Below are 26,007 nucleotides of genomic sequence, written 5' to 3'. Positions count from 1 at the left end.
AACAGGTTTTCCAAAAATGGAGAGAGTAATAATAAGCCCAACAAAGAGATTCGCCTTAAAAGGCCCAGGAGATGAAAATGAAAAAACAACTTAGCGCAGCACTACTTACTTCACTTTTGGTAGCAGCTCCTTTTGCAAACGCAAATCTAAGCGTGAACGTAGGTGCAATCAACGTTAATCCTACTAACTCTTCGTCGCCAATCGACCAAAACAATGCGTTAGGTTTGAGTGCTGACAGCAACACGCAGCTAGGTATTACATTCGACTATGCGTATACAGACAACATCGTGTTTGAACTTGTTGCAGCAACACCATTTTCTCATACAGTAAACGGTGAAGGCGGCTTGAAAGGTGCAGAAATTGCAGACGTTAAACACCTGCCACCAACACTTTTAGCACAATACCACTTCTTTACAAAAGATTCTGCGTTCCGTCCATTCGTAGGTCTTGGTTTGAACTACACGGTTTTCTTTGATGAACAACCAAGTGCTGCGCTTAAAGCGACTCTAGGCACAAATGATGTAAAACTTGATTTAGATTCTTCATTTGGTTTGGCGCTTCAAGTTGGTTTCAACTACAAGCTAAACGAAACTTGGGGTCTACACGCGATGGTTTCTAAAATGGATATCAATACAGACGCTACAGTATACGCAAATGGCGCTAAAGCTCTTACTTCAGACGTTGAGCTTGACCCAATCGTTGCAATGTTTGGTGTGAAGTACAACTTCTAAGAATTCGGGCTGGGATCATCAGCCCAAACACTATCATTTCATGATATTGACTTTCTCAATCCCAAGGCCACGTTTGTGGCCTTTATCCTTGCAGGTTAAGTAAAGAAGCTAGTTATTGGTTTGACGATTTTTTCTCTTCCAACATCGCTTTCCAATGCATCACTTCTTTTGGCAAAATCGGGGCTACTCCATCAAACCCAGCCACCTCAAGCATTTCTTCAACTGGCACGACGCCTTGTTTACGTCTAAACACACCCCGAATATATGCGATGGCATGCAAACCTCGATGAGAGTGAAATTTTTGTTCAATATAAAAATACTTGTGGTCCCAACCTACAAGACGTGTTGTTACCGTAAATTTTTGCAGTGGTTTGATATCTCGAATGTAAGTGATAGCAGTCGCATTGACGATAGGAAACCAGCGCTTCTGATAAATCGCACCGAATAAACCCACGCGCTCAGTTAACCACGTACGTGCCAGATCCATAAACGCCAGATAACGAGAATTCGTCAGATGCATATTGATGTCACAATCACTTGGCAGCGCACGAAATTCTGTATCAATCGGTGTGAGCAGCGTGTCGTACTGGCGATTTTGTCTAATTCGCCAAAGTAAAAGAATGAGTCGGAAATATAAATTCATAACTAATGGTCTAACCAGTGTGCAAAAATTCAGTCTATCACAATCATTTTTAAAACAGATAGATGCGAATAGAATTATTAATACTGAAAATGAACAAGGTGAACAGTCACTTGTCACCATTCAGTTTTCGCTTTGGAAACAATGACAACGTTGTCCCTAATTTCAGACGGAAGGTTGCGAAAAACGGTGGACTACACTAACCTCTTAAATGGTTGTAACTATAAGAATATTATCTATGAAGAAATTTTTTATTGGGGCGTTCCTTTTTTTTGTCAGCCTCCCCTCGTTTGCTGAATTCGAACTGCCTGGTAAAGGTGTTATTCGTTACTCTACAGGTGTTGAAAAGCCCTTTAATTTTGGTTTTGCTTGGTCTCCAGTCGAAGACAAATTTACGATTGGCAGCAAAGCGTACAACATGGATCTACCCGAAAGCTATTCCGTGGCAATCACTTTAAGTAAGGATGATTCACAGGTTTGGGTGCAAGAATTTGCGCAAAGCTTTATTGAAGGGTTTGATTGGGAAATTGGCGACCACAAAATCATTCTTCGAAAGGCGACCTTTGCTCAACCAGTAAAAGGTAATTATGTGCTGTCTCTTGACGGGGTGGATTACTTTTTAATGAAAAACAACATTAGCATTACATTCAATTTTGAACATCGCGGATTAACCAGCGTGCATCTTGAAGGTGTAACGAAAGACATGGGCACCAAACGTTAGTGTGATGCCCCAACGATTTAACTTGCTACACTTTCACCGTTTTACGATTAATACCGTATTCGCGTAGCTTATTAGCCACCGCAGTGTGGCTCAATCCCAAGCGTTTCGCGAGTTGTCTAGAGCTCGGGTAAGCAGGATATAACTTTCTTAAAAGCGTCGCTTCAAACCGCTTCACGACATCTTCCAAACTACCTTCAAAATCGGTATCAAGGTAACCCAAATCACCAGTAAAGGTTGGCAATTGCATGTGGTCTATGCGAAGTTCTTTGCCATCAAGTAATGAAACAGCTCTATAAACTGCATTTTCTAACTGACGGACGTTGCCAGGCCACGGATACTGCTCTAAAAATTCCAAACAGCTGTCTGCTAATTTAGGCGCTTCTTGCCCCGTTTGATGTGCATACTTCTGAATAAAGTGTTCTGCTAATGGCCCAATATCCGCTTTACGTTCTCTAAGTGGAGCAATGTCAAGTGTTAAAACATTGATACGGTAGTACAAATCCTCACGGAACGTCCCCTCTTGCACCATCGCAGGCAAATCTTTTTGAGTTGTCGCAATAATGCGCACATTTACCTTAACTTCGCTCTCGCCACCTACTTTTCTGAACGTACCATCTTGTAAGAAACGTAGAAGCTTAGTTTGTAGCTGAGCAGACATTTCACCCACTTCATCTAAAAAGACCGTGCCGCCATCAGCTTGCTCAAGTACACCGCGCTTAGACGGTGAATGCTCATCTTTTCCAGCGTATCCAAATAACTCCGACTCTGCCGCTTCATCAGGTAACGAGGCGCAGGATAACGCAATAAACGGTTTGATTGAGCGGTTCGAGGCAAAGTGACACGCTCGGGCAAGCAGTTCCTTACCGGTCCCAGTTTCGCCCGTTATCAAAATGGGCGCTTCTAACTGTGCCATCTTGCGAGCTTCGCGAACTACTTTTCGCATTGCCGTGCTATTACTGTGGATTGTCGCAAAACTTTCCTGACCATAGCGGCGAAATGCGCTTACCTGTTGACCTAAACGACTCTGTGATTTGATATTAATTACAGCACCAGCGAGAACGTCCCCTTCGGCGCCTTGAGGCACTGAGATGGGCAAAATATCTGCAATATAGTCTTCACCCGCGACTTCAACACGCGTGGTTTGGCCTAACACCTCTTTCCCTTCTAACCAACGGGCAAAATTGAAGCCTTTAAGCAACGTGTTTATCGACGCACCTAAAATCTCTGACTCCCGCATATTCAAGTCTTTTGCCGCAGCATCATTACAATGTCTTACATTGCCTTTCGAATCGATGGATATAATGCCATCCGGTAGTGCACTTAATAATGTATTTAGTTCGTTATGCTCTCGCTCAGAAGGCAAATAGGCGGTAGTGCGAACATCTTCCACGCCATCGATTAAGCGAATCTCTGGCATGATTTTTTTAAACTGTTCGAACTCAATAGGCGGGAAACTGACGTACATTCGACAGTTCACCGAGTCAACTTCAATACCTTTCAAGTCAACACGATATTTAACCAGTATATTCAAGATCTCTTGGGCAATACCAATACGATCCGCGCAGTGGATCTCGAGACGCATTTGTTCCTCAAACAGGGTTAGGTCAATTGATTGGATCATACTCTAAGAATAGTCGGTCGCCTAGTGGATTGTAAACATTTTTGAACACCTCCGACGTTTAAACCGCCCTCTTTTACTCTATTCAAAATGCATAAAAAATATGAATATAGCTATTTAAATTCATAAACTTAAACAAAGAAAGCCCACGTATTTTTCGGGTTCTATGGGTATTATTTAGCAAAATACCTGAAAAGACTTAGGGTATTTAAAGGTTCAACACAAGCAAGATTCAAACAAAGCATTTGAACTAGTACATTGAATCAAATCGATTTGTTGGCTTATTCAATTCTTCTTTACGGTTATTTTCATGTCAGAGTTACTTTTTAAACGAAAAAACAGACATACCTGTTCATTCTCAGTAAATAGCGAGTGATTGAGGGAAGGTCTTCAACATTTCAATGATTTGGCAAATTCATCGGAACAATCCGTCGAATATCCAAGTACGACGATTTAACAAAAAAGCCAGTTGAACAACGGGCTTTTCAATGGAAGTGCAGTCCTAAAGGCTTCCACAGAGCCACGCTACTGGGTATACTGATGTGCTTTTAAGATAATTAAAGGTCCGCTTAGAGACCAAATTCAACTGGCCACCCGTTCACGACGACAAATATAACAATGGCCTGATGACAAAATTAGTTAGGAAGAGTTTATGAGTTCAGTACCTAAGACAGGTGATTTTTTAGGACACCCTAAAGGATTGTTCCTGCTGTTCGGCACAGAGATGTGGGAACGCTTCGGTTATTATGGCATGCGTGCCATTTTAGTTTTATATCTTGTTGCCTTAACACAAGATGGTGGTTTTGGTTGGACAAATGCAGATGCATTAAGCCTTTATGGTACGTTCACTATGGCCGTTTACGTAACGCCGCTACTAGGTGGTTGGTTGGCTGATAACGTACTTGGCCAACGTAAAGCAATTATCATCGGTGGTTTTTTAATGGCTGCAGGCCACTTTATTATGGGTATTCCTCATAGTATGGTTGCAGGTCACGAAGAAAACGTCTTCTATTTAGGTCTTGCACTTCTTTGTTGTGGTAACGGTTTATTCAAGCCAAACATTTCGACAATGGTTGGTGACTTGTATGCAGATGGCGACAAGCGTCGTGACGGTGCATTTACTATTTTCTATATGGGTATCAACTTAGGTGGTGCACTAGGTCCACTTGTAGCTGGATACATTGCTTCGGTTGCAGGCTGGCAGGCTGGTTTCATTACCGCAGGTGTTGGTATGATCATCTCTGTTATTCTGCAAATGACGCTAAGTCAAAAATACTTAGGTGATATTGGGCGCGTCCCGGCAGCTAAGCTTTCACAAGCGATGTCGGCAAGCAACACTAAAGAGCCACTCAGTAAAGAAGAAAAAGACCGCATCAAAGTAATCTTTACGATGAGCGTGTTCAGTATCATTTTCTGGATGGGTTTTGAGCAAGCTGGCGGCTTGATGAACATATTCGCCAATGATTACACCAACCGTATGCTAATGGGCTTTGAAGTACCGGCGTCGTGGTTCCAATCACTTAACTCTATTTTCATTATCGTGTTCGCGCCAATCGTTGCCATGATTTGGTTGAAGCTAGACAAACGTGAACCTAATTCACCAGTAAAATTCGCTATCGCCCTTATCTTCTTAGCACTTGGTTTCTTAACGATGATGATGGCGCTTATCACTGAAGGTGGCAGCGGCGACTCAATGCAAATTAGCATGATGTGGCTTGTATTATTCTACCTATTCCATACGCTTGGTGAGCTTTGCTTATCACCAATTGGCTTATCAATGGTAAGTAAATTGGCTCCACTGCGCCTTGCTTCAATGTTAATGGGTATTTGGTTCCTATGTACTGCCGTTGCAAACAAAATTGCTGGTGTTGTAGGTTCATTTATCGGTGAAGGTGAAGCCGCTGTAGAAAATGCAATGGGTATCTTCATTGGCTTAGGTGCAACAGCATTGCTGTCTGCTGCAATCATGTATTTCCTAAGCGACAAACTCGTTTCTTGGATGCATGGTGCAGAAGGCACACATGAACCAGCGACACAAGAACACGTGTTAACTGAAGAATTGGAAATCTCTGCAGCAAAGCAGTAATCCATCCGTTCAGATACAGAGGGCGCACTTAGCGCCCTTTTGTATATAAATATTTACAGTTTATGGCATTTCTCTCTTTTTACTGTGTGCCAACACCCCGTCACAAAAATAGTCCCTTCTTTAACCAATATTAAATTAAATAATTAAAATCAGTCACTTAACATCAAAACTCTTTGATTTATTTTTCCGATTCGACGTGTAATGAACGTCAATATCCCCCCAAAATTAATTAAAATTAAAATTGGCGCATTTCAGCGGAAATAAATGGTTTCTTGTGCAACTAAATTTACATTTCCAACAATCCCATTTATGGCCGAGATCTTCCTCTTTGAAACGATTTGCAAGATGATCAGTCCACAATATAAAACGTATCGCAGCCGTTAATTGCGGGAGAAAGACAATGAGTGAAGTAAACAATCCATTAGGCCTTGTAGGCATCGAATTTACAGAATACGCGACTCCTGATGCAGATTACATGCACCAAGTGTTCAGTGACTTTGGTTTCTCAAAACTAAAGAAGTTTAAAGACAAAGACATAAGCTACTACAACCAACACGATATTCATTTTCTTCTAAATAACGAACGTGCTGGTTTTTCTGCTGAGTTTGCAAAAAGCCACGGCCCTGCAATTTGTTCAATGGGCTGGCGTGTGGTTGATGCTCAAAAAGCGTTTGACCTTGCTGTAGAGCGCGGAGCTAAACCGGCAACCGAATCTGCAAACAAAGATCTCCCTTACCCTGCAATCTACGGTATTGGTGACAGCCTAATTTATTTCATTGATGTTTTTGGCGACAAAGGTTCTATTTACGAGCAAGACTTTGTTGATTTGGATGAGCCAACAATTGTTGAAGATAAAGGTTTCCTTCGCGTAGACCACCTAACGAACAACGTTTACAAAGGTACAATGGAAACATGGGCAAACTTCTACAAAGAAGTGTTCGGCTTTACTGAAGTTCGTTATTTTGACATTAAAGGTCAAAAAACAGCTCTGCTTTCTTATGCATTGAAGTCACCGTGTGGCACGTTCAGCATTCCGATTAATGAAGGTAAAGATAATAACAATAACCAAATTGATGAATACTTGAATGAATACAATGGTCCAGGTGTTCAGCATCTTGCATTCTTAACAAACGACTTAGTGGGTTCATTGGATAAACTAGATAAATCGTGTATCCAAACGCTCGATATCGTTGATCACTACTACGACACAATTTTCGACCGTGTACCATGGGTTAAAGAAGATCGTGAGAAAATCAGACAACACCAAATCTTGGTAGATAGCCAAAGTGAAAACTGTTACTTACTGCAAATCTTCACTAAAAACCTATTTGGCCCAATCTTTATCGAGATGATCCAACGTGTTGATGACGGTGGGTTTGGCGAAGGTAACTTCCAAGCGCTATTCGAATCTATCGAACGTGACCAAGAACGTCGCGGCGTGATCTAAGCTCGAAAGTGCAAACAAAAGCAGCTAAAGTATTAGCTGCTTTTCGTGTTTATATAATTCAATACCTTAAATAAAAATGTGAGCTTTCCCCTCCGGTTTAAGGTTGTAACTCTAGGAATGACAATGTCTTTTATCAACGAAACACATGACGTTGCCCTGAAAAGTTGGGTCGAGTCGGCAAATACTGGCAAAAGTGATTTCCCTATTCAAAATCTGCCGTTCGCAATCTTCCGCCGTAAAGGCAGTGCTGAAGCATTCCGTGGTGGTGTCGCGATTGGTGACCAAGTTGTCGATCTTGCCGCGGTCGCTACATTATTCAGCGGTGATGCGGCAACGGCAGCGAAAGCGGCAAGTGAACCGACGCTAAACCACTTTATGAGCTTGGGTCAATCATTCTGGTCAGCACTACGTTTAGCGCTGTCTAAGGCTCTGCGCGAAGGCGCGAGCGAAAAAGCCGCAATTGAAGCGACCCTTATCGCTCAGGAAGACGTTGAATATGATTTACCATGTCACATTGGCGACTACACCGATTTTTATACGTCTATCTATCACGCTACCGCTGTAGGTAAATTGTTCCGTCCTGACAATCCATTACTACCAAACTACAAATGGGTACCTATTGGCTATCATGGTCGTTCATCATCGATTGGGGTTTCTGGTCAAACGTTCCCTCGTCCTAAAGGACAAACTAAAGCACCTGATGCTGAGGCACCGAGTTTTGGTCCGTGTAAACGTTTAGATTATGAACTTGAAGTAGGTATTTACCTAGGTAAAGGTAATGCTCTAGGTGACAGCATTGCACTTGATGATACAGATAGCCATGTATTTGGTTTCTGCTTGTTCAATGACTGGTCTGCACGTGATTTACAAGCTTGGGAATACCAACCACTCGGTCCATTCCTTGCGAAAAACTTTGCTTCAACGGTTTCTCCTTGGGTCGTTACGAACGAAGCTTTAGCGCCTTACCGTACGACTTGGTTACGCGATGAAAACGATCCGCAGCCTATGCCATATCTCGAATCAGAGAAAAATCGTGAAGTTGGCTCTTACGACATCATTATGGATGTGGCGATTGAAACGGCTAAAATGCGAGCAGAAAGCGCAGCTCCAAGCGTGGTGTCACAATCAAGCTTTAAACACTCATACTGGACTGTGGCGCAAATGGTTGCGCATCACACGGTAAACGGCTGTAACTTCCAAGCCGGTGACATGATTGGCTCGGGTACACAATCGGGTCCTTTACACGAAGAAGCCGGTTCGCTATTAGAACTTACTCGCGGCGGCAAAGAGTCAATCACGCTAAACAACGGCGAATCTCGCACATTTTTAGAAGATGGCGATAAAGTGATCATGCGTGGTTGGTGTGAAAAAGCCGGTTTCGTCCGTATCGGTTTCGGAAGCGTTGAATCGACAGTTTTACCTGCTAAATAACATTGATTTTTTATTCAAGCAAAACAACGGGGTGTTCTAAAAACGCCCCGTTTTTCGTTTTTTTGCTGGCGTTTTGGGCAAAACTTGATAAATTATGCCGATCTTTGAACTAATATTGACTAGATGACAGCACGTATCACGCACATTTTTTCGCGTATATTCCAACCAAAACAAATACTCATACGTCGTTCGGGCCACGTTTCAACTTGGCACGTGAGCCGCGCTATGCAGTGGTTTATGCTGTTTCTATTCTTGGCTACAACCGTTTGGACGACCATATCGACTCGAGGTTTTTTTGATAAAACCGCAGTAATCGAATCAATTACCGCTGAAGGTCACTCGAATACGTCTAAATGGCTTGAAGAGAAACAAAAGCTCGAGGCAACCATCGCTGAACAACAAGCTCAGCTAACCAACCTGCAGCAAAAACAAACATTATTACAAGAAGTCGTCGATTCTCTGCCAAGTAGTCTTACCCAGACTTCAACTGAGTCAGTCGCAACGTTAGACACGAGTCCCGAGTTAACAACAGAGCATGCTGCAGAAGAAGCGGCTTTGACACAAGAAGAATTACTTAATTTGCCCGATGTGCATCCTGCAGAGGCACAAGAACCTGTTCAATTGTCTGTTCCAGATGCACCTCAAGAAGAAAAACAACTAGATGAATCGCTTAGCCTTCCACCCTTTGCGATGCAAGTTGATACGCTCGATGAACAACTGCAACAATTCCGTGACAGACTCGCAATGCAAATCGAATCGAGACAAGAAAACATTAAAACGAGCTTATCTGAAGCTGGCGTGTTGAGTGCTACGCAAAGCACTGAAGCACAAGGTGGTCCGCTTCATCAAGTTGAAGACGACACACTGCCCGTCGATTACCTTCAATTGGCAGACGAATTAGTTAAATTAAATGAACTGGAGCAAGTCGTTGCAAAGCTCCCAAGTTCCCTCCCTGCTGAAAATTATTACATTTCGAGCAATTACGGCCTTAGAAAAGATCCAATGACCGGACAACGTGCTTTTCACAAAGGCGTAGACTTAGCTGGTTGGCACAAAACTCGTATTTTTGCACCAGCGGATGGCACTGTAGTTCGAGCAGGACGCAATGGCGGTTATGGTAACTTTATCGAGCTGCAACATGCTAACGGTGTCAAGACTCGTTTTGGTCACTTACATACGATAAAAGTGGAAAAAGGCCAACAAGTCACAAAGCAAGATGTCATCGCTTTGATGGGAAGTACTGGACGTAGCACTAGTACGCATTTACATTATGAAGTATTGCATAATGATAAACATATCAATCCCATTAAACTGACGAAGGCGTTAAGCAGTGTTCAATAAAAAGAAAGAGTCCAACACGTTTTCCTATCTAGCCCAAGGCTTCGAGTTAAAAGGCGAAGTTCAATGTGACGGCGAACTTCAGCTAGATGGCTCAATAATAGGACAAATACACGTTACCCAGCTTGTTGTTGGAGAGTTCGGCCGTGTTAAAGGCAATATTCACGCCCAAAGCGTTATCGTGCAAGGCTCTGTAGAAGGGACCATCAATGCGGACAAAGTAACAATCGAAAAGACCGCAAATGTCAAAGGTGATGTCATTCATGATACGCTGAGTATGGAAGCCGGCGCGATTGTAGAGGGCAACCTTACCCATAAACATCAAGCAGCCAGCGTTACTTCTATCGCCGTTCCCTCGCAAAAGAGTGCCGACGCTCAACAGTAATCCACCGACACCCATTGCAAAGGGCAACGAAGTACCAAGTTGACATGAAAAAAGCGCTTAATGCGCTTTTTTTGCTGTAATGTAGATTGTTACATCTGCATGAAAAACCAAATTGCCACCATTATCAAAGATTTCGACTGGAACAATTAAGTCTTGCTTGTCTTGCCACACTGCAGGAACGTGTATTTCAGCGATGGCACTGAGGTCACTTGTCGCTTTTTGTAGGTATTGCACATTCATCCCTCTTGGGATCCAACGGTGGGTTTTATTTGGTATCGTCGCATCCACCATCACACCCGCACACAGTTCAGCGAGATTACATTGTGCAATGGCGTGGACCGTCCCGATGTGATTTAGCACCGCACGACGTTTTGGCATAATCGCTTTACATGAACCAGGCTTTAACTCTTTGATGTAAGGTTTAATGGTGGAGAAATAAGGGGCTTTCAGGCACACAGCTTTCGAGAAAAGCCAGTTACCAAAGGGCAACATCATCATTCTTTTGTACGTTTTTAACAGTGCTGAGTCTCATGCTACTTCTCCAAAAATTTGCTCAAACAGCATACACATCTGACCAGTTCAAGTAAACCTCTATGAATACGAATGAACAATGACCATACGGTACTTAAGTCCTGTTCATTTGCGTTCAAAAAGCTAGAATAGTCACTCTAATTTGGAGTGCTTATGACAACTATCGCCCGTCCCGCTTTTCACATTTGGCTAATTCTGATTTTTCTCGTTATTTTTTGCCCGTTGGCAATAGACTTATATTTGCCTGCGTTTGTCGCTATGTCGGATGACTTAGCGGTGAGTGAAGCCAAAATCCAACAAACCGTCTCAATTTTTATGTTAAGTGTCGGACTAGGTCAGCTTATTGCAGGTCCTTTGGCCGACAGACTAGGTCGTAAACCGATTGCGCTAATAGGTATTACACTTTACGGCTTAGGTGGGTTGCTGGCGACCTACGCAAATGATTGGCCAATCATGATGGCTGCACGTGTAATCCAAGGCTTTGGTGCATGTGCAACGTTCGTCGCTTGTTTTTCGATTGTCCGAGATAGTTTTGACGGGAAAAAAAGTGGTGCAATCATCACCTATTTGAATGGCATTGTGTGCTTTATTCCTGCTCTTGCACCTATATTTGGTGCTTATCTTACCCAGCAATTCGGATGGCGAGCCAACTTTTTATTTTTGTCTTTGTTTGCCGCGCTAGGCTTAATCCTTGTCAGTATTCTCTTCAAAGAAACTAAACCAAGCGATACCGTTTATGAAGGCCATATTTTAGATTTTCGTCGTTTTATGCCTTTTGTGCGCCACAAACAGTTCATGTTTAATGCAGCGATTACAATGATTGGTATGTCAGGCATTTTGGTTTTTGTCACCACCGTACCCGGATGGATCATGATACATCTCGGTAAAGACATGAATGAGTTTACATTCTGGTTTACGGTAAATGCCGTCATCAGCATTGTGGCAAGCTTCATCGCGCCAAAGTGGATAAAAAACCACAGTCGTCATGCTCTCATCACCGGTCTTACGCTGTTTGTGATTTCGGCTGTTGGTCTTTTACTCGCAAAAGACATTGCGTCCCCAATAGCAATCATGCTCCCTATCTTCGTTGCATCAGTTGGTTTTTCATTAAGCCTAGGGGCCGCAGCCGGCAACGCCCTATCACCCTTTGCTAAACAAGCTGGTACTGCTTCGGCGTTAATTGGTGTCATGCAAATGAGTGGTGCTGGATTTTTAGCGTTTTTAAGTCAACCACTAGGTTTGGCAGCCCCAGAGCGAATTGCACTTCATCTACTAGCCTTGTTACCATTTTGCCTTGCTTTATTATCTAACAAAAGACAACAATACCACCCAATCTAATCAGATCCGACCTCTTGCATAATTGAACCCAAATAAGGTTCAATTATGCAATGAAATCTCAATACCATTACCGTTCCCCAATTAAAACCAGCGAAACGTATAGACTTCCAGTAATATAAAATCTTTATACCAATAGAATAAATCGCTCTCAAACATACCGGATTTTTCAACAAAATCTATTTACATTGTTTCAAAATTCGGTCATCTTAACTTGCGTTAACTGGTTATTTACACCTAACCAACATCACGCAACAGGTTGTTAAGAGATAATAAGAATGAAATTGAACAAATACACATCAGCATTACTTCTTGCGGGCGTTTGTTTTGCAGGTCAGGCAGTGGCAGACAACGATCGTTACATTATTCAGGTAGATAACAATTCCAAGGGCATCATTAAAGCACTTGCTAAGCAAGCGGGTGCAGAGTTACACGTTGATGGTGACGGTTTCTTTGCAGCGACTTTTTCCGGTAAAGATTTAGAACACGTAAAAGGTCTAATGAACAACCCTCATGTAAAAGCAATTGAAGTAGATTACAAACGTACGGCAATGGGTCTTTATAACGACGACCTTGGTGATCCAATGACTAAACAGATCACGCCGTACGCAGTGTATCAATCACAGGCGAACCAAGTAACGTTCAACCCGAATGCAGGTATGAAAGTGTGTATCATTGATTCAGGCCTAGATGCTTCTAACCCTGATTTCATCTGGGGCAATATTACAGGTGACAATGATTCAGGCACAGGCAACTGGAATGAAAATGGCGGCCCACACGGTACACACGTAGCAGGTACAATTGGTGCTGCGGACAATAACTTTGGTGTGATTGGTATGGCACCAGGTGTGAATATGCACATTATCAAAGTGTTCAACGCGGAAGGTTGGGGCTATTCATCAGATCTGGCTCATGCAGCAAATCTATGTTCTGCAGCGGGTGCAAACATCATTAGCATGAGCCTAGGTGGCGGCGGTTCAAATACGACTGAGTCAAACGCCTTTGCAAGCTTTACCGTCGCGGGTGGCCTTGTTGTTGCAGCGGCAGGTAACGATGGAAACGACGTACGCTCATACCCTGCAGGTTACCCATCTGTAATGATGATCGGTGCAAACGACAATAACGACCAAATTGCAGATTTCTCTCAATACCCTAGCTGTTTGTCTGGCCGTGGTAAGCAAGCAAAAGAAGATGAAACGATCTGTGTTGAAGTAACAGCGGGCGGTGTAGATACTTTGTCAACGTATCCTGCAGGCATGGCTACAACCGCAAGTATGACGGTTGATGGTGCAGCATTTGCTTCTTCATCAATGGAAAATGCGGGTAATGCATCAGGTTCTCTATACTTTATGGGAACAGCGGAAGCGACGGACAATGCAGCGAATGGCAAAGTGTGTTTGATTGACCGCGGCACTATTTCATTCCACGACAAAGTAGCAAACTGTGAAGCGTCAGGCGGCATTGGCGCAATTATCGTTAATAATGAAGCGGGCATGCTTTACGGTACGCTTGGCGACACGAATACAACGACAATCCCTGCAGTTGGCGCTGCGTTTGAGGATAGAACGGCTCTTATGTCGGCATCAAGTGCAACGATTAATATTGGTACTGCCGACTATGGTTTCATGAGCGGTACCTCTATGGCGACACCGGCCGTATCTGGTATGGCTGCACTTGTTTGGTCTAACTTCCCAGAGTGTACAGGCACTGAAATTCGTAATGCACTTAAGGCAACAGCGCGTGATTCAGGTGCGGCTGGTAAAGACGTTCATTTCGGATACGGTATTGTGCAAGCTGCCGATGCAGTAACTTATTTAACGGCAAACGGTTGTGCTGGCGGCGACAATGGCGGTGACAACGGTGGCGGTGATTCGTCAATCACGTTGTCCGCAAGCGGTTATAAGAGTCGCGGAAACAAATATGTCGATTTGAACTGGCAAAATGCGGGCACATCAAGTGTAGATATTTATCGTGACGGTAACAAAATTGTCACAACAGCCAACGATAATAGCTACACAGATACCATCAGCGGTAAAGGCGGCGGTAGCTTCGCTTACCAAGTTTGTGAACAAGGCTCAACCACAGCGTGTTCAACTACTCAAACTGTGGTGTTCTAACTCCCAACCAGTTATATTGCGGACCTAAGTGGTCCGCTTTTTATTTTTTACACTCGTATTGCATTTCAAATTTATATCTATCTCGTTAGACTAGAGCCTTCCAAAATAATAAAAAACACCCTGTCATGATCTTAAATCCTGAATTCGTTCTGTCTTTTTTGTTGGCAAGCTTCGTCATTGCAGTCGCGCCAGGCCCTTCTAATGCATTTTTAATGGCACAAACGTTTACGCATGGAAGACGTGCCGGAATGCAAAGTGCGCTTGGATTCGCTTTAGGCGGAGTCGTACACACTATTTTTGCTGTAGTGGGACTTTCAGCAATTTTGAAAGCGTCCCCGACGGCTTACGCTACCGTGCAATATTTAGGTGCTGCGTACTTGTGCTACTTGGGGGTGACGACACTCTGGGAAACCTTTAAGCCACAAATTGACAGTGAGAACAAACCTCATGTTTCAACAAAACAGGCGAAAAATGTCACATTTCAAGCCATGATGACGGAAGTCCTTAACCCAAAAGTTGCCTTGTTCTTTATTGCGTTTATACCGCAGTTTGTTGATACTTCACTTGAAACCTCGACAACAATGCAATTAGCGCTGTTTGGTTTGATGTACCCGATCTTCGCCTTTCCTATAGACTGTATGTACGTATATGGTGGCGATAAAATTGCGAACTATTTTCGCACTCATCCAGCCGCACCAAGATGGATAGACCGTATTTCGGGGATCATTTTTATAGCTTTGGCAATTAATTTATTGTGGTGATGGACATGGATACAAAAATTCAGCCGCTTCCGGCGACAAAACACATAGCATTGGTTGCTCATGATGGCAAAAAAGCGGCACTTCGCGCATGGTGTAACCAGCACCGTGCGGTATTAAGCCAACATGTGTTATACGCGACAGGCACCACAGGCCATATCATTGAACGGGACACCGCTCTGCCTGTCACTAAATTGTTAAGTGGTCCTATGGGCGGCGATCAGCAACTTGGCGCCAAAATCGCGGAACATGATATTCACATGCTGATCTTCTTCTGGGACCCTCTCGCTTCTCAGCCCCACGACCCTGACGTTAAAGCGCTTTTACGCTTGGCTGCAGTTTGGAACATTCCTGTCGCCTGTAATGAAGCGACAGCGGACATGCTGTTATCCAGTGACTTAATGCAATGTGAAATTGACCGTCATCTACCCGATTACGATAAATACTTAGCAACGCGGATGGACAAATAGTTGGATGCCATCGTAACAAACATGACGATGGCATCGCGCTGTTTAGTCAGGCATTTTTAAATAGAATGGTTTACATAACGCTTCAAAGTCGGCGCTATACGCGCCTCCTTCTTGTTTTATGTCCAATTCCTCTTGCATCATCACTCCAGAAATCCAAGCAAACTCGAGCAAACTTCTTGAGGGCATTTTGGTTGGCGTTGTTTTAACTAGGCAATGGCGACGAAGCGATAAACCGGCCTCAGCAGCAACACTGATAAAAATCTGCGCTTCATTGCAAGGCAAAACCACCGCGAATCGCGATAAACTATGGCTGTGTGCGACAAATGCCTCTACTAATTCTGAAAAACTCAGAGTATCAGTATGGCGCGCCGTATTACGCGATAACGTTGGACTTTTGAGAGAATCATTAAAATAAGGAGGATTACTTATCACTAAGTCAAACGGCTCGGCAACCATCACATTTTGCACCGCACCGGGAATTAAATGAAGGTCACTCCACGGACAACGTTGAAAATTCGCTTCAGCATCGATTAGGGCATTTTCATCAATTTCCACCGCATTAATAATGGCCTTGGGTTGACGTTGCTTACACATCAGTGCCAGTAATCCCGTACCTGTACCGATATCCAAAATCCGTTTGACGTTGTTAAGATCGACCCATGCTCCGAGTAAAACCCCATCTGTAGAGACTTTCATCGCAGCATGCGCTTGTTGAATGCTAAATTGTTTGAATTGAAAGGTAGACATTAAACGCCTTTTACTCCTCTAGTATCCCGCGTATAATTACACCTATTGTCCTTTATTTTTGATGCAATATGCAATTTAGTGATTTCGACTTAGACGCCAAACTTCTGGCAGCGATTAATAAAATGGGGTTTAAGAATGCCACCAGCATTCAGCAATTAGCTATCCCTGAAGCCTTGATTGGTCGCGATATTTTAGCATCAGCACCGACAGGTACTGGTAAAACAGCGGCTTTTTTAATCCCTGCCATTCAATACTTACTGGATTTTCCTCGTAAAGATCCAGGGTTTGCGCGTGTCCTAATCATGACACCTACGCGTGAATTGGCTTATCAAATTTTTGAACAGTGCCAACTTCTTGCTGCTAATACACACCTAAAAATCGGAGTTGTAACCGGTGGTATCAACTACGGCAGCCACAAAGAAATCTTTGAAAAGAACAACGATATTCTAATTGCGACGCCTGGTCGTTTGATGGAATACCTAGAAACAGAAAACTTCCACGCTGAGAATGTGGAATTACTGGTTCTTGATGAAGCAGACCGCATGCTCGACATGGGCTTTCGTAAAGAAATGCTACGCATTTGTGATGAAGCGAAAAACCGTCGTCAATGCTTCTTGTTCTCTGCAACACTTGAAGGGGATAGCGTTGAGTTATTTGCTGAACGCATCTTAAATGATCCAGCGCTCCTTGAAGCGGAACCATCGCGTAAAGAAAAAGCAAAAATTCATCAGTGGATCCACTTAGCTGATGATTACGAACATAAATTAGCAGTCTTGTCACACATGCTTAAACAAGAAGACGTGACTAAAGCGATTGTGTTTGTGAAAACACGTGAACGCTTAGAGAAGCTAGTTGGTGAACTTTCTTCTCGCGAAATCCGCGTCACGTGGCTTCGTGGTGAAATGCCGCAAGACAAACGTATGAAAGCCATGGAAGCATTCCATAGTGGCCGCACAAGTATACTCGTAGCTACCGATGTTGCAGCTCGAGGTATCGACGTGGCTGACATCAGCCATGTTATTAACTTTGACATGCCGCGCACAGCAGACGTATACGTTCACCGTATTGGTCGTACCGGTCGCGCTGGTAAAAAAGGCACTGCGATTTCACTGGTTGAAGCACATGATATGGCTGTGCTTGGTAAAGTAGAACGTTATACAGACCAGAAACTCAAACGTCGCAGTATTGAAGGTTTAGAAGCGAAACACAAAGAAGCCACGCTGCCGAAAAAGAAAAAAGATCCTGCAAAAATTAAAGCGAAGAAAAAAGCACGCAAAAAAGCAGCTAAGAAATAATAAAGAAGCCCCGTTAGGGGCTTTTTTATTACAACTTTTTATCGTGAAGATAAAAAATCCGCGTGGGTAATCTCGTTTAAATAAGGCTATAGTCCAGCGAATAATTGCCAGCTTGATTAAGGCGTTAGACGTGAAAATTTGCTTTATTATGTACCCTTGGGAAAGGGTTGAACCAGAAACTGACAGTACCATTCGACTTATTCATGAATCGGTTTCTCGCGGCCACACCGTCGCTATCACCACCATCAATAACCTGACCATTCGCGATAGTATTGCAATGGGTTTTTGTGATGTGTTTGTCAACACAGCCAAAATACCAGACAACATGGTCAGCTTTTACAACAAAGCGGAATTTAAACGCGTACAGCTGCCTCTTGCAGGTTTCGACGCAATATTTATGCGCGCAAACCCACCACTTGACCCACTGGCGATGAATTTCCTTGATTCCGTGCGTGCCGATACCTTTATTCTTAATGATATTGACGGCCTTCGTATTGCGAACAATAAAATCTATACCGCCTCTTTTGAAGGCACGGCGAAAGAATTTATTCCTGCGACACACGTGTCTAAAAACAAAGAATACTTAGAGCGCATTTTTGATGAATCACCAGGCGACAAAATGATTTTAAAGCCGCTTGATGGATTTGGTGGCCGAGGTGTAATCGTTGTTGAAAAGCGGGCGAAGCAAAGTTTCCGCTCGCTGCTTGAATTTTACATTGGCGGTGATGAGCATGGCCGAGGCAGTAACTACGTCATTTTACAAGAATACGTAGAAGGTGCAGATGAAGGCGATGTGCGTATTTTGATGCTTAATGGTGAACCCATAGGCGCAATGAAACGCATTCCAGCCAAAGACGAAGTCCGCGCCAACGTGCATGCAGGCGGAAAGGTGGTTAAACACAAGCTTACTGAACAAGAAAAAGCACTGTGTAAACACATCGGTCCGAAGTTAGTCCGTGATGGACTTTACTTCGTGGGAATCGACGTTATTGGTGGCAAACTGATTGAAGTCAATGTACTGAGTCCGGGGGGTATTTCTCGTATCAACCGTTTAAACAGAACGAAGCTTCAAGTTCAAGTAGTTGATTTTATTGAAAGCGTTGTACAGGCTAAAGAAGTTATTACACGCCGTAAAAACCAATTCAGACAAACGATAGAAGATGCCCATGCACATCACTGAACAGCAAATTGACGACGCACTAGCCTCACAAAGCCCGATTGAAGGCTTTGTGAGTGAGGGCGGATTCTACCTATCTATACGCGAATACGTCCCTTACGTCGCCACTGCAGTTCATGCGGGTCATCGTGTGCGAGAGGAGCTCACCCCCTACTACGCGATTAATGAAGAGTCTCGCTTTAAAGAAGAAGATCCCTACACCGACGCTTTTATTGAATCATTGCCGATTACGCTCATAGCCAAAGATTCTCGCTATGAATATGACTTAAACCGAGCGCCCGAAAATGCGATTTACGATATCGCGTGGGAACAACAAGTCTGGCTTTCACCACTTCCCGAAGACATGAAACAACGCTCTCTTGAAAAACATGCTTGCTATTATCGCGTTCTAGGAAAATTACTTTCCAAACTTGAGGCAATTTTCGATGCCGCTTTACTCTTTGATGTGCACAGTTACAACTGGCAAATCCGACACCATCACTACGCACCGGTAGTCAACCTTGGAACAGTGCAAGTAGATACGTTACGTTGGCGTCCGATTATTGATGGTTTTAAAAAAGCGATTACTGCGAAGCCTATTGCCAACATTAATGTTGATTGTGCAGAAAATACGGTGTTTCAGGGACTCGGCTACCAAGCTTCGTTCGTGCTCAGTAATTTTGAGAATACACTTGTGCTCCCTATCGAGCTGAAAAAAGTGTTTATGGATGAGCATACCGATGAGCTTTATCCATTAGTGTTTGAGAAACTTCAGCGCAACATGCACGTTTCCATCACGAAGACCGCACGCTTGTTCTCTCAACTATGCACAAAAAAGGTTAAACGCCCTCGGAAAGCACAGGTGCCCGGCCTAGATCCTAAACTCGTACAATTAGACAGTCAGCTTTATAAGTTGGCACGTAATCTTGATACGTTGCATTATGTGAACCCAACGAATATTGCCCAAGAAAAGAAACGCTTTTTTTCACGCCGAGATTACGAACCACAGTTTCAATATCGCCCTTTGAAGATAGATCCATACGAGTTCAAAGAACGTTTGTATCGTCTGCCCGTCAGTCATTTAACGGATCCGATTGTCAAAGATTTGTATCGCAAGGTCATAGACAACTACGCCACAAAAATTGAGCTAATTACGCAAATTGGACGAGACCAGTTTCTATATAATTCGCTTCGCTATTATGGTGAGCCAAGTACAACCGACATCGCCAATGCACACTTCATTTTGCATGCGTTAGAAACCGAGTCTCAGCCAGAAAAAAACATTGATGCCAAAGCTGCGTTAATCCATTTTCAGCGCGCGATAGAGCAAATGCAGATCCCGTGCAAAGTGAGCTTGTCTTCGAAAATAGTCTCCAAAGCGATGGTCGACAATGGCAAGAAATTGCTTCTAATCAATAACTCAGCGCAATTTTCGACGCTAGACATTGAAGCCTTGATAGAACATGAAATTGGGGTGCACTTGGTAACGACGCTGAACGCCGATCAACAAGCGTTGAAAGTTTTACATTTGGGCCTACCTGGTAACACCTACACCCAAGAAGGCTTGGCAATTTATCGCGAATTGATGTCAGGCAACATGAACTTAACCCGTCTAAAAGTGTTGGCGCGCGCGTTATTGCGGTGGACAAAATGCTCAAAGGTGAACGTTTTAATGACGTATTCCAGTATTTGGATAGCTCTACCTTTATTTCCACCAGCGAAGCGTTTGCACTAACCACTCGAGTATTCCGAGGGGGTGGCTTTACGAAAGACTTCCTCTATCTAAGAGGGTTTAGAGACATTGTTAAGCTTTCAAAAACACGCAAGCTCGACAACTTGTATCTTGGTAAAACGGGCAAAAGTTTACTCGACTCGCTCGATACCTTAGTTGAACAAGGTGTTTTCTCTAAGCCTAAGTATTTACCAACAAAGACTATCGATATTCAGACGAAAAACCCTGTATTGAGCTATTTGATTGATTCTATCAAATAACTTTATTTGCCCTTTTCATCTCAAAATGCCTAATTTTCTTTAGGCATTTTATACATTTTTTTACATTTCAACCTGCTTTGTCCCCAATAAAGTTTGTGCCAACTGAAGCTGCCTGTTAATTTACGCAATGCGCTTTTTGTGGTCGTTCAGTTACTTACAAATACTCAGAATAATATCTTTATTAAAAAAGAAGGAATCTCCATTGAAAACTAGGATTTCAATACTCTTTTCTGCCCTTTGTTTTACACAAAGTGCATTCAGCGAAACACCTAACGAACAGGTTTTAGACGTACTTAGTCAATCCGTTACATTGCGACAAGCTAGCATTGCTCCTGATGGAAAGCATCTTGCTTTTGGGGTCAATAGTGAAGGTGAATCATCAATTGCAGTGTTAGAGCTACCTTCATTTCGGCCTATAAACAACATGAAAATGGAACTCATCATTTCAAATGGGCGATTTTTTTTGGGCAAACAATACGCGCCTAATCTCTCAAGTGAGGGACAAGCTAACCAGCAGAGAACGACCAGTTGATACGGGTAATCTCTATGCTTTTGATTTCGATGGTCGCAATGGCAAAATGATTTTTGGTGGTCACGCTTCTCAACCGTCCGCCGCAAGTCACATTAAGAAAGCACCAACAATACTGGGACTTGCCAATTTTCTTGATCCCCTACCACAAGATGAAAACCAAATTCTACTGAGAGTGCTTCCAGCAACGCTAAATGCAAAGGGAAGCTCAGCAAAAATTGACGGTTCAGAACTCGCTAAAATTGCCAGAATTGACGTAAATAATGGTGTAATTCGTAGTTACGGTTACCAAGCTCCTATTGCTCATGCACAGTATGTCCTCAACGAGGATAAAAAACCGATTCTCGTTTCAGGAATGGCTGAAGATTTAAGTGTTCAAACATACCTGTTTAACAGTGATGAAAAGGAATGGAAGAAACTTGAGTTGCCGGGCAACTTTGAAGCATTTCAAGCAACAGAAAACGACAAGTTTGTCGTTGGATTAGCTGGAATTGGAGAAGAAAAAAGAGGTATCTACAAGCTAAATTTAAAAACATTACAGTTGGAAAAAGTGTTTTCGGATGAAAAATATGATGTCATAAAGTTGTATTCGAGCATCGATAAAAAGACCGTAATAGGTGCGCAAATTGCGTCACCTCTACCGACTTACATTTTGTTAGATAAAACTCACCCCGATGCACAAATACTCAAATCTGCCATCAATACGTTCCCTAACGAACAAGTCTCATTGTTCAATAAAACCAAAGATGGTAGTCAGGCGCTAATTTGGGCTGGTTCAGACAAATCGGATGGTTCTCTTTATTTGTTTGATATTAAAAATCAAAAAATCCGCTATTTGTATAGTTTCCGAGAAGCTGAAAAACAACTTCCGTTAACCGATACAACGCCGATTTCGTTTACTACCTCTGACGGGATTAATCTTGAGGGGTTCTACACTCAAGCGCTAGAAACTAAAAAAGGTAAAACGAATAAATTAGTCGTCCTTGTTCACGGTGGTCCGTTTGGCGCTCGTGACACGTTCTTATTTGATCCGGAAGTACACTTACTTGCGCAACATGGTTACAACGTGTTACGCGTAAATTTCCGCGGTTCAGGTGGTCGAGGTGAGGCGTTTGAAGCGCTGGGTTATCAAAAGTGGGGAACGGACATTCAGCGCGACATTTATGAAGGGGTGCAATGGGCAATTAAGGAAAAAGGCATTGCTGCAAAAAAAGTATGTATCATGGGCACCAGCTTCGGTGGTTATTCCGCCGTGATGAATCCAATTCGCTACCCAGATACTTATCAATGTGCGATTGCAAATGCCGGTGTCTATGACCTATCGATGCTATATGAGGAAGGTGATGTTCCTAGAATATACTCAGGCAAATCCTTTTTGCATACAACGTTAGGCACAGACCAAGCAATGTTAGCTGAAAATTCGCCAAGCAAATTAGTCGATAAATTGTCAGTGCCACTGCTACTTGCACATGGTCGTAGAGACAGTCGCGCACCATTAGAACATTTCGAAGTGCTAACCGATGCGCTTAATAAGGAGAAAAAACCTTATACTGTGTTCTTAGGTGAAAAAGAAGGTCATGGATTTTATAGTGAAACGGTTCGTAAAGATTACTTTAAAACTGTACTCGCGTTTTTAAATCAACACCTAGACGACTAACCACGCTTAGTGCCTTTTCAGCGCGAAAAGGCACGTCTTTTGGAGAACTCGATGCGCGTCATGCTTTCATTTTTAATGTTGTGCTTAACGAGTTGTGGTGGAGGCACAAGCCAATCGGCGTTACAACCTGCTCTGCCAGTAAAAACACCTATATTTAGCGAACCTAACGGTGACTTTCCACTTCAAAATAACCAAGGTAAGCCGCCGTACTCTATCGTCTTTTTTGGTAATAGTCACAGTACCAACATTCCGACTTATCTCTCTTTACTTTTTAAGGCAAATAATTCACTACCTGATGTCACTATCCAACGAGCACCTAGCATCGCATTTTTGTCAGAACGACTGTATGAGCAAGAATCAATTGATTTACTCTATTCAAGACGATGGACGCACGCCATATTTCAAGCTCAAAAATATTCTCAAAGTGGCTCAACGACCTATCCGACCACGGCGGCCGAACTTTGGATTAAGCGCGCGAGAAGCCTTCAAGCTACACCCGTACTTTATCCAGAACATCCACAACAAGGAAACACAGATGAGGGACAACAACTGCAATCTCTTCATATTGGCATTGCTTCACGCTCTCCTGCTTGCATCGCACCTGTTGGGTTAGTATGGGATGAATTTCAAATTCAGTATCCCAATATTGTATTACATGAAACGGATGGTAATCACGCGAACATTGCAGGACACATATTAACCTCATTGGTTTTTTATCACGTGATCACGGGACTTGATACGAAGGGTCTACCTGCAATAACCGAATTACCTATTGATAACGGTGTATTTGTAAAAATGAAAAATGTGGTGGACTTTATTGTTGCTCACCAACCACTTTGCTACTCGTAATTGGAGCGAAACACATTCAATATATGGATGACTCTGACTGGCGTTTACTCAACAATCACACCAGCTATTGCTGAGTGAACGCGATAAGAGGATATATCGGCATTATTACCTCATTTTTGCACTCGCTCAGCTCGCCTCTACCTGTTTGCTTTTACTCACGCGCAAACGAGTGAGAATGCCAAAAGCAATTAGCATTAACACAGCAAACACCATCCAGTTCATCGCCTGCCAACCCAGAGAACTTTCGAGCCAACCTGCAAAAAGCGAAGAAAACGTGACCATTGAATACACACAAAATTCATTTGTTGCCTGTGCTTTCGCGCGCTCAGCAGGGAGATAGGTTTCACTCACCATTTGCGTTGCACTAATAAACATGAAGTTCCAACCAACCCCCAAAAGCATCAGCGCAAACAAGAAATGGAGATGTGTCACACCAAATAAATTAACGATGCAACACGCAATAATCAGTAGAATGCCACCGTACATAACAGGCAACTGTCCAATGCGCTGAATGAGCTTACCCGTAAAAAACGACGGAACGAACATCCCTAGGACATGCCACTCAATCACCAGAGCCGACTCTGCCAAATCAAAACCGTGGCGATGCATAGCAAGCGGTGTTGCCGTCATCAATAAGTTCATCGTGGAGTAGCTGACCATTGCCACCAGCACCGCAATGATGAATTTTGGTTGAGTCACTATTACCCGCCACGCTCTCGTTGGTGCTTGTTTCTCTTTGTGTTTTACTTCATTAAACGTGACAAATTGCAATAGAGTTAACGCCACTATGTACAATCCACTTAAGGCAATAAACACATTGGCGTAGTTAACGTGCGGATAATGATGATTAACCCAAACCGCCATATTTGGTCCAAGGATAGCAGCGATGACACCACTGGCCATCACGGCCGACAACGCTGTAGATGCATTATCACTAGCCTCTATCGCAGCAAACCGATAGAGCGTCGCAAAACCAATACCAATCCCGATTAGCCACGTCGCAGCACTAAATAGCCAAAACTCATCTATTTGCAGTGAATAGAACCCAAGTATGGTCCCGCAAAGGCCCATACTATTACCAATGCTAAAGCCAACCTTACGCCCTACTCTCGCCATAATCCACGATGCAGGAATCGTCGCCAGCAGCAAACCGAACATTTGCATTGCGACTGGGAATGTCGTAAACGACTCAGATGGACTTAGCCTTTGCCCAACCAACGCGGAGATCGTGACAAGTAGAATATTTCCGGTGGTAATAAGTCCTTGGCAACATGCCAAAAGAAACACATTTTTATTCATCGTATCGCCTAGAAAAAAGAAAAGCGCTATCGCGCTTTCCACTTCATTGTATCTCTACAGGCACAAAGTATTATGCTTGCTCATGCCTCAAAAAGACCGGCTCGTTGGCCTTTTTCGTTTCAGCTTCACTGAAATAATAACCCGCTACATTAAACTGTTTTAATTGCTCTGGCTGGGTGATTTGTTTCTCCATGATGTACCTTGCCATCATACCGCGCGCTTTTTTCGCATAGAAACTGATCACCTTAAATTGGCCATTTTTCTCATCTTTAAAAATTGGCGTGATCACCGTTGCCTTTAACGCCTTCTTATCCACCGCTTTGAAATACTCGTTTGACGCAAGGTTTACGAGAACCGATGATTTCGATTCCGCCAACGTCTCATTCAATTTATCAGCAATCACACTCCCCCAAAAAGCATACAACGATTTTCCTTTTGGGTTGCTAAGCGAAGTCCCCATTTCTAATCGATATGGCTGCATTAAATCCATTGGCTTCAACGCGCCATAAAGGCCTGAAAGAATCCGTAAGTGATTTTGCGCATAATCCATCGTTTCTATTGATGCACTGTAAGCGTCAAATCCGGTATAGGTGTCTCCATTAAACGCATAAATCGCTTGTTTTGCATTGTCTGTCGTAAAGGGTAAGGACCAAGAAGCAAAGCGAGCAACGTTAAGCGCAGAGAGTTTATCACTGAGTTTCATCAACTTTGCCAAATCTTGGACACTCAAATCGCGACAAACTGAAATAAGCTCTTCGCTGTATGACAGTAATTCTGGTTGAGAATACGCCGAAATTGGCGCTGTCGTTTCGTAATCGAGGTTTTTAGCTGGTGAAATAACGGTGATCATGACTACCCTATTGACTTCAAAATTA

Annotated in this window: 21 protein-coding genes and 1 pseudogene; 16 read left to right on the top strand and 6 right to left on the bottom strand. The window is 43.2% G+C overall.

What is annotated here, in order from left to right; translation table 11 throughout:
- The first annotated feature begins 77 nt into the window (after positions 1-77).
- Entirely contained in the window at positions 78-731 is a 654-nt protein-coding gene (locus J5O05_RS13530; RefSeq protein ID WP_208842513.1) for an OmpW/AlkL family protein, read from the top strand.
- Between the two features lie 112 nt (positions 732-843).
- Here the strand turns inward: J5O05_RS13530 and J5O05_RS13525 are convergent, their stop codons facing one another.
- Positions 844-1,374 carry a thioesterase family protein gene (locus J5O05_RS13525; protein ID WP_208842511.1) on the bottom strand — a complete coding sequence of 177 codons (531 nt, stop codon included), beginning with the start codon at positions 1,372-1,374 and terminating at the stop codon, positions 844-846.
- A 235-nt stretch (positions 1,375-1,609) separates the two neighbouring features.
- Here J5O05_RS13525 and J5O05_RS13520 point away from each other — a divergent pair, with 235 nt between their 5' ends.
- Positions 1,610-2,092 carry a hypothetical protein gene (locus J5O05_RS13520; protein ID WP_208842509.1) on the top strand — a complete coding sequence of 161 codons (483 nt, stop codon included), beginning with the start codon at positions 1,610-1,612 and terminating at the stop codon, positions 2,090-2,092.
- Positions 2,093-2,117: 25 nt separating this feature from the next.
- Here the strand turns inward: J5O05_RS13520 and tyrR are convergent, their stop codons facing one another.
- Positions 2,118-3,674 carry a transcriptional regulator TyrR gene (tyrR, locus tag J5O05_RS13515; protein WP_208842507.1) on the bottom strand — a complete coding sequence of 519 codons (1,557 nt, stop codon included), beginning with the start codon at positions 3,672-3,674 and terminating at the stop codon, positions 2,118-2,120.
- Positions 3,675-4,362: 688 nt separating this feature from the next.
- Here tyrR and J5O05_RS13510 point away from each other — a divergent pair.
- From J5O05_RS13510 to J5O05_RS13490, 5 genes are all read left to right on the top strand, one after another.
- The gene (locus J5O05_RS13510) at positions 4,363-5,796 is read left to right on the top strand and encodes a peptide MFS transporter (protein WP_208842506.1); all 1,434 of its coding nucleotides are present in this window, start codon (positions 4,363-4,365) and stop codon (positions 5,794-5,796) included.
- Positions 5,797-6,196: 400 nt separating this feature from the next.
- Positions 6,197-7,243, top strand: coding sequence for a 4-hydroxyphenylpyruvate dioxygenase (gene hppD, locus J5O05_RS13505; RefSeq protein WP_208842504.1), 1,047 nt, complete (start codon positions 6,197-6,199; stop codon positions 7,241-7,243).
- A 123-nt stretch (positions 7,244-7,366) separates the two neighbouring features.
- Complete coding sequence (gene fahA, locus J5O05_RS13500) at positions 7,367-8,674, top strand: fumarylacetoacetase (RefSeq protein WP_208842502.1); 1,308 nt, start codon at positions 7,367-7,369, stop codon at positions 8,672-8,674.
- A gap of 225 nt (positions 8,675-8,899) precedes the next feature.
- Complete coding sequence (locus J5O05_RS13495; protein WP_244369629.1) at positions 8,900-10,015, top strand: M23 family metallopeptidase; 1,116 nt, start codon at positions 8,900-8,902, stop codon at positions 10,013-10,015.
- A complete protein-coding gene (locus J5O05_RS13490; RefSeq protein ID WP_208842500.1) occupies positions 10,005-10,397 on the top strand; it encodes a bactofilin family protein in 393 nt (130 codons plus the stop codon). The genes J5O05_RS13495 and J5O05_RS13490 overlap by 11 nt, the downstream gene beginning before the upstream one ends.
- 57 nt (positions 10,398-10,454) lie before the next feature.
- Here the strand turns inward: J5O05_RS13490 and J5O05_RS13485 are convergent, their stop codons facing one another.
- A complete protein-coding gene (locus tag J5O05_RS13485; RefSeq protein ID WP_208842499.1) occupies positions 10,455-10,895 on the bottom strand; it encodes a hotdog fold domain-containing protein in 441 nt (146 codons plus the stop codon).
- Positions 10,896-11,081: 186 nt separating this feature from the next.
- Between J5O05_RS13485 and J5O05_RS13480 the strand changes: the two genes are divergently transcribed.
- The 4 genes from J5O05_RS13480 (at position 11,082) to J5O05_RS13465 (ending at position 15,608) form a co-directional block, all read left to right on the top strand.
- Complete coding sequence (locus J5O05_RS13480) at positions 11,082-12,266, top strand: multidrug effflux MFS transporter (RefSeq protein ID WP_208842497.1); 1,185 nt, start codon at positions 11,082-11,084, stop codon at positions 12,264-12,266.
- 275 nt (positions 12,267-12,541) lie between these two features.
- Complete coding sequence (locus J5O05_RS13475; protein WP_208842495.1) at positions 12,542-14,380, top strand: S8 family serine peptidase; 1,839 nt, start codon at positions 12,542-12,544, stop codon at positions 14,378-14,380.
- A gap of 128 nt (positions 14,381-14,508) precedes the next feature.
- The gene (locus tag J5O05_RS13470; RefSeq protein WP_208844531.1) at positions 14,509-15,141 is read left to right on the top strand and encodes a LysE family translocator; all 633 of its coding nucleotides are present in this window, start codon (positions 14,509-14,511) and stop codon (positions 15,139-15,141) included.
- A gap of 5 nt (positions 15,142-15,146) precedes the next feature.
- Complete coding sequence (locus J5O05_RS13465) at positions 15,147-15,608, top strand: methylglyoxal synthase (protein ID WP_208842494.1); 462 nt, start codon at positions 15,147-15,149, stop codon at positions 15,606-15,608.
- 42 nt (positions 15,609-15,650) lie between these two features.
- On the opposite strand, the gene J5O05_RS13460 is transcribed toward J5O05_RS13465, so the two are convergent.
- Positions 15,651-16,355, bottom strand: coding sequence for a tRNA1(Val) (adenine(37)-N6)-methyltransferase (locus tag J5O05_RS13460; protein WP_208842493.1), 705 nt, complete (start codon positions 16,353-16,355; stop codon positions 15,651-15,653).
- Positions 16,356-16,423: 68 nt separating this feature from the next.
- Between J5O05_RS13460 and srmB the strand changes: the two genes are divergently transcribed.
- The 5 genes and pseudogenes from srmB (at position 16,424) to J5O05_RS13435 (ending at position 23,833) form a co-directional block, all read left to right on the top strand.
- The gene (srmB, locus tag J5O05_RS13455) at positions 16,424-17,650 is read left to right on the top strand and encodes an ATP-dependent RNA helicase SrmB (protein WP_208842491.1); all 1,227 of its coding nucleotides are present in this window, start codon (positions 16,424-16,426) and stop codon (positions 17,648-17,650) included.
- A gap of 130 nt (positions 17,651-17,780) precedes the next feature.
- A complete protein-coding gene (gshB, locus tag J5O05_RS13450) occupies positions 17,781-18,830 on the top strand; it encodes a glutathione synthase (RefSeq protein ID WP_208842490.1) in 1,050 nt (349 codons plus the stop codon).
- A pseudogene (locus J5O05_RS13445) lies at positions 18,811-20,798 on the top strand (flavohemoglobin expression-modulating QEGLA motif protein). Before gshB ends, J5O05_RS13445 begins: the two are co-directional and overlap by 20 nt.
- 449 nt (positions 20,799-21,247) lie before the next feature.
- Positions 21,248-22,984 carry an alpha/beta hydrolase family protein gene (locus J5O05_RS13440; protein WP_208842488.1) on the top strand — a complete coding sequence of 579 codons (1,737 nt, stop codon included), beginning with the start codon at positions 21,248-21,250 and terminating at the stop codon, positions 22,982-22,984.
- A 51-nt stretch (positions 22,985-23,035) separates the two neighbouring features.
- Positions 23,036-23,833 carry a hypothetical protein gene (locus tag J5O05_RS13435; protein WP_208842486.1) on the top strand — a complete coding sequence of 266 codons (798 nt, stop codon included), beginning with the start codon at positions 23,036-23,038 and terminating at the stop codon, positions 23,831-23,833.
- Positions 23,834-23,959: 126 nt separating this feature from the next.
- On the opposite strand, the gene J5O05_RS13430 is transcribed toward J5O05_RS13435, so the two are convergent.
- Positions 23,960-25,132 (bottom strand): MFS transporter, encoded by a 1,173-nt coding sequence (locus tag J5O05_RS13430; RefSeq protein ID WP_208842485.1) that lies wholly within the window; start codon positions 25,130-25,132, stop codon positions 23,960-23,962.
- 70 nt (positions 25,133-25,202) lie between these two features.
- The gene (gene yaaA / locus J5O05_RS13425) at positions 25,203-25,982 is read right to left on the bottom strand and encodes a peroxide stress protein YaaA (protein ID WP_208842483.1); all 780 of its coding nucleotides are present in this window, start codon (positions 25,980-25,982) and stop codon (positions 25,203-25,205) included.
- Positions 25,983-26,007: the final 25 nt, after the last annotated feature.

Source organism: Pseudoalteromonas xiamenensis (assembly GCF_017638925.1).
GTDB classification, from domain to species: domain Bacteria; phylum Pseudomonadota; class Gammaproteobacteria; order Enterobacterales; family Alteromonadaceae; genus Pseudoalteromonas; species Pseudoalteromonas xiamenensis.
Note: the sequence above shows the minus strand (reverse complement) of the source record. Positions and strands in the feature narration are given on the sequence as shown.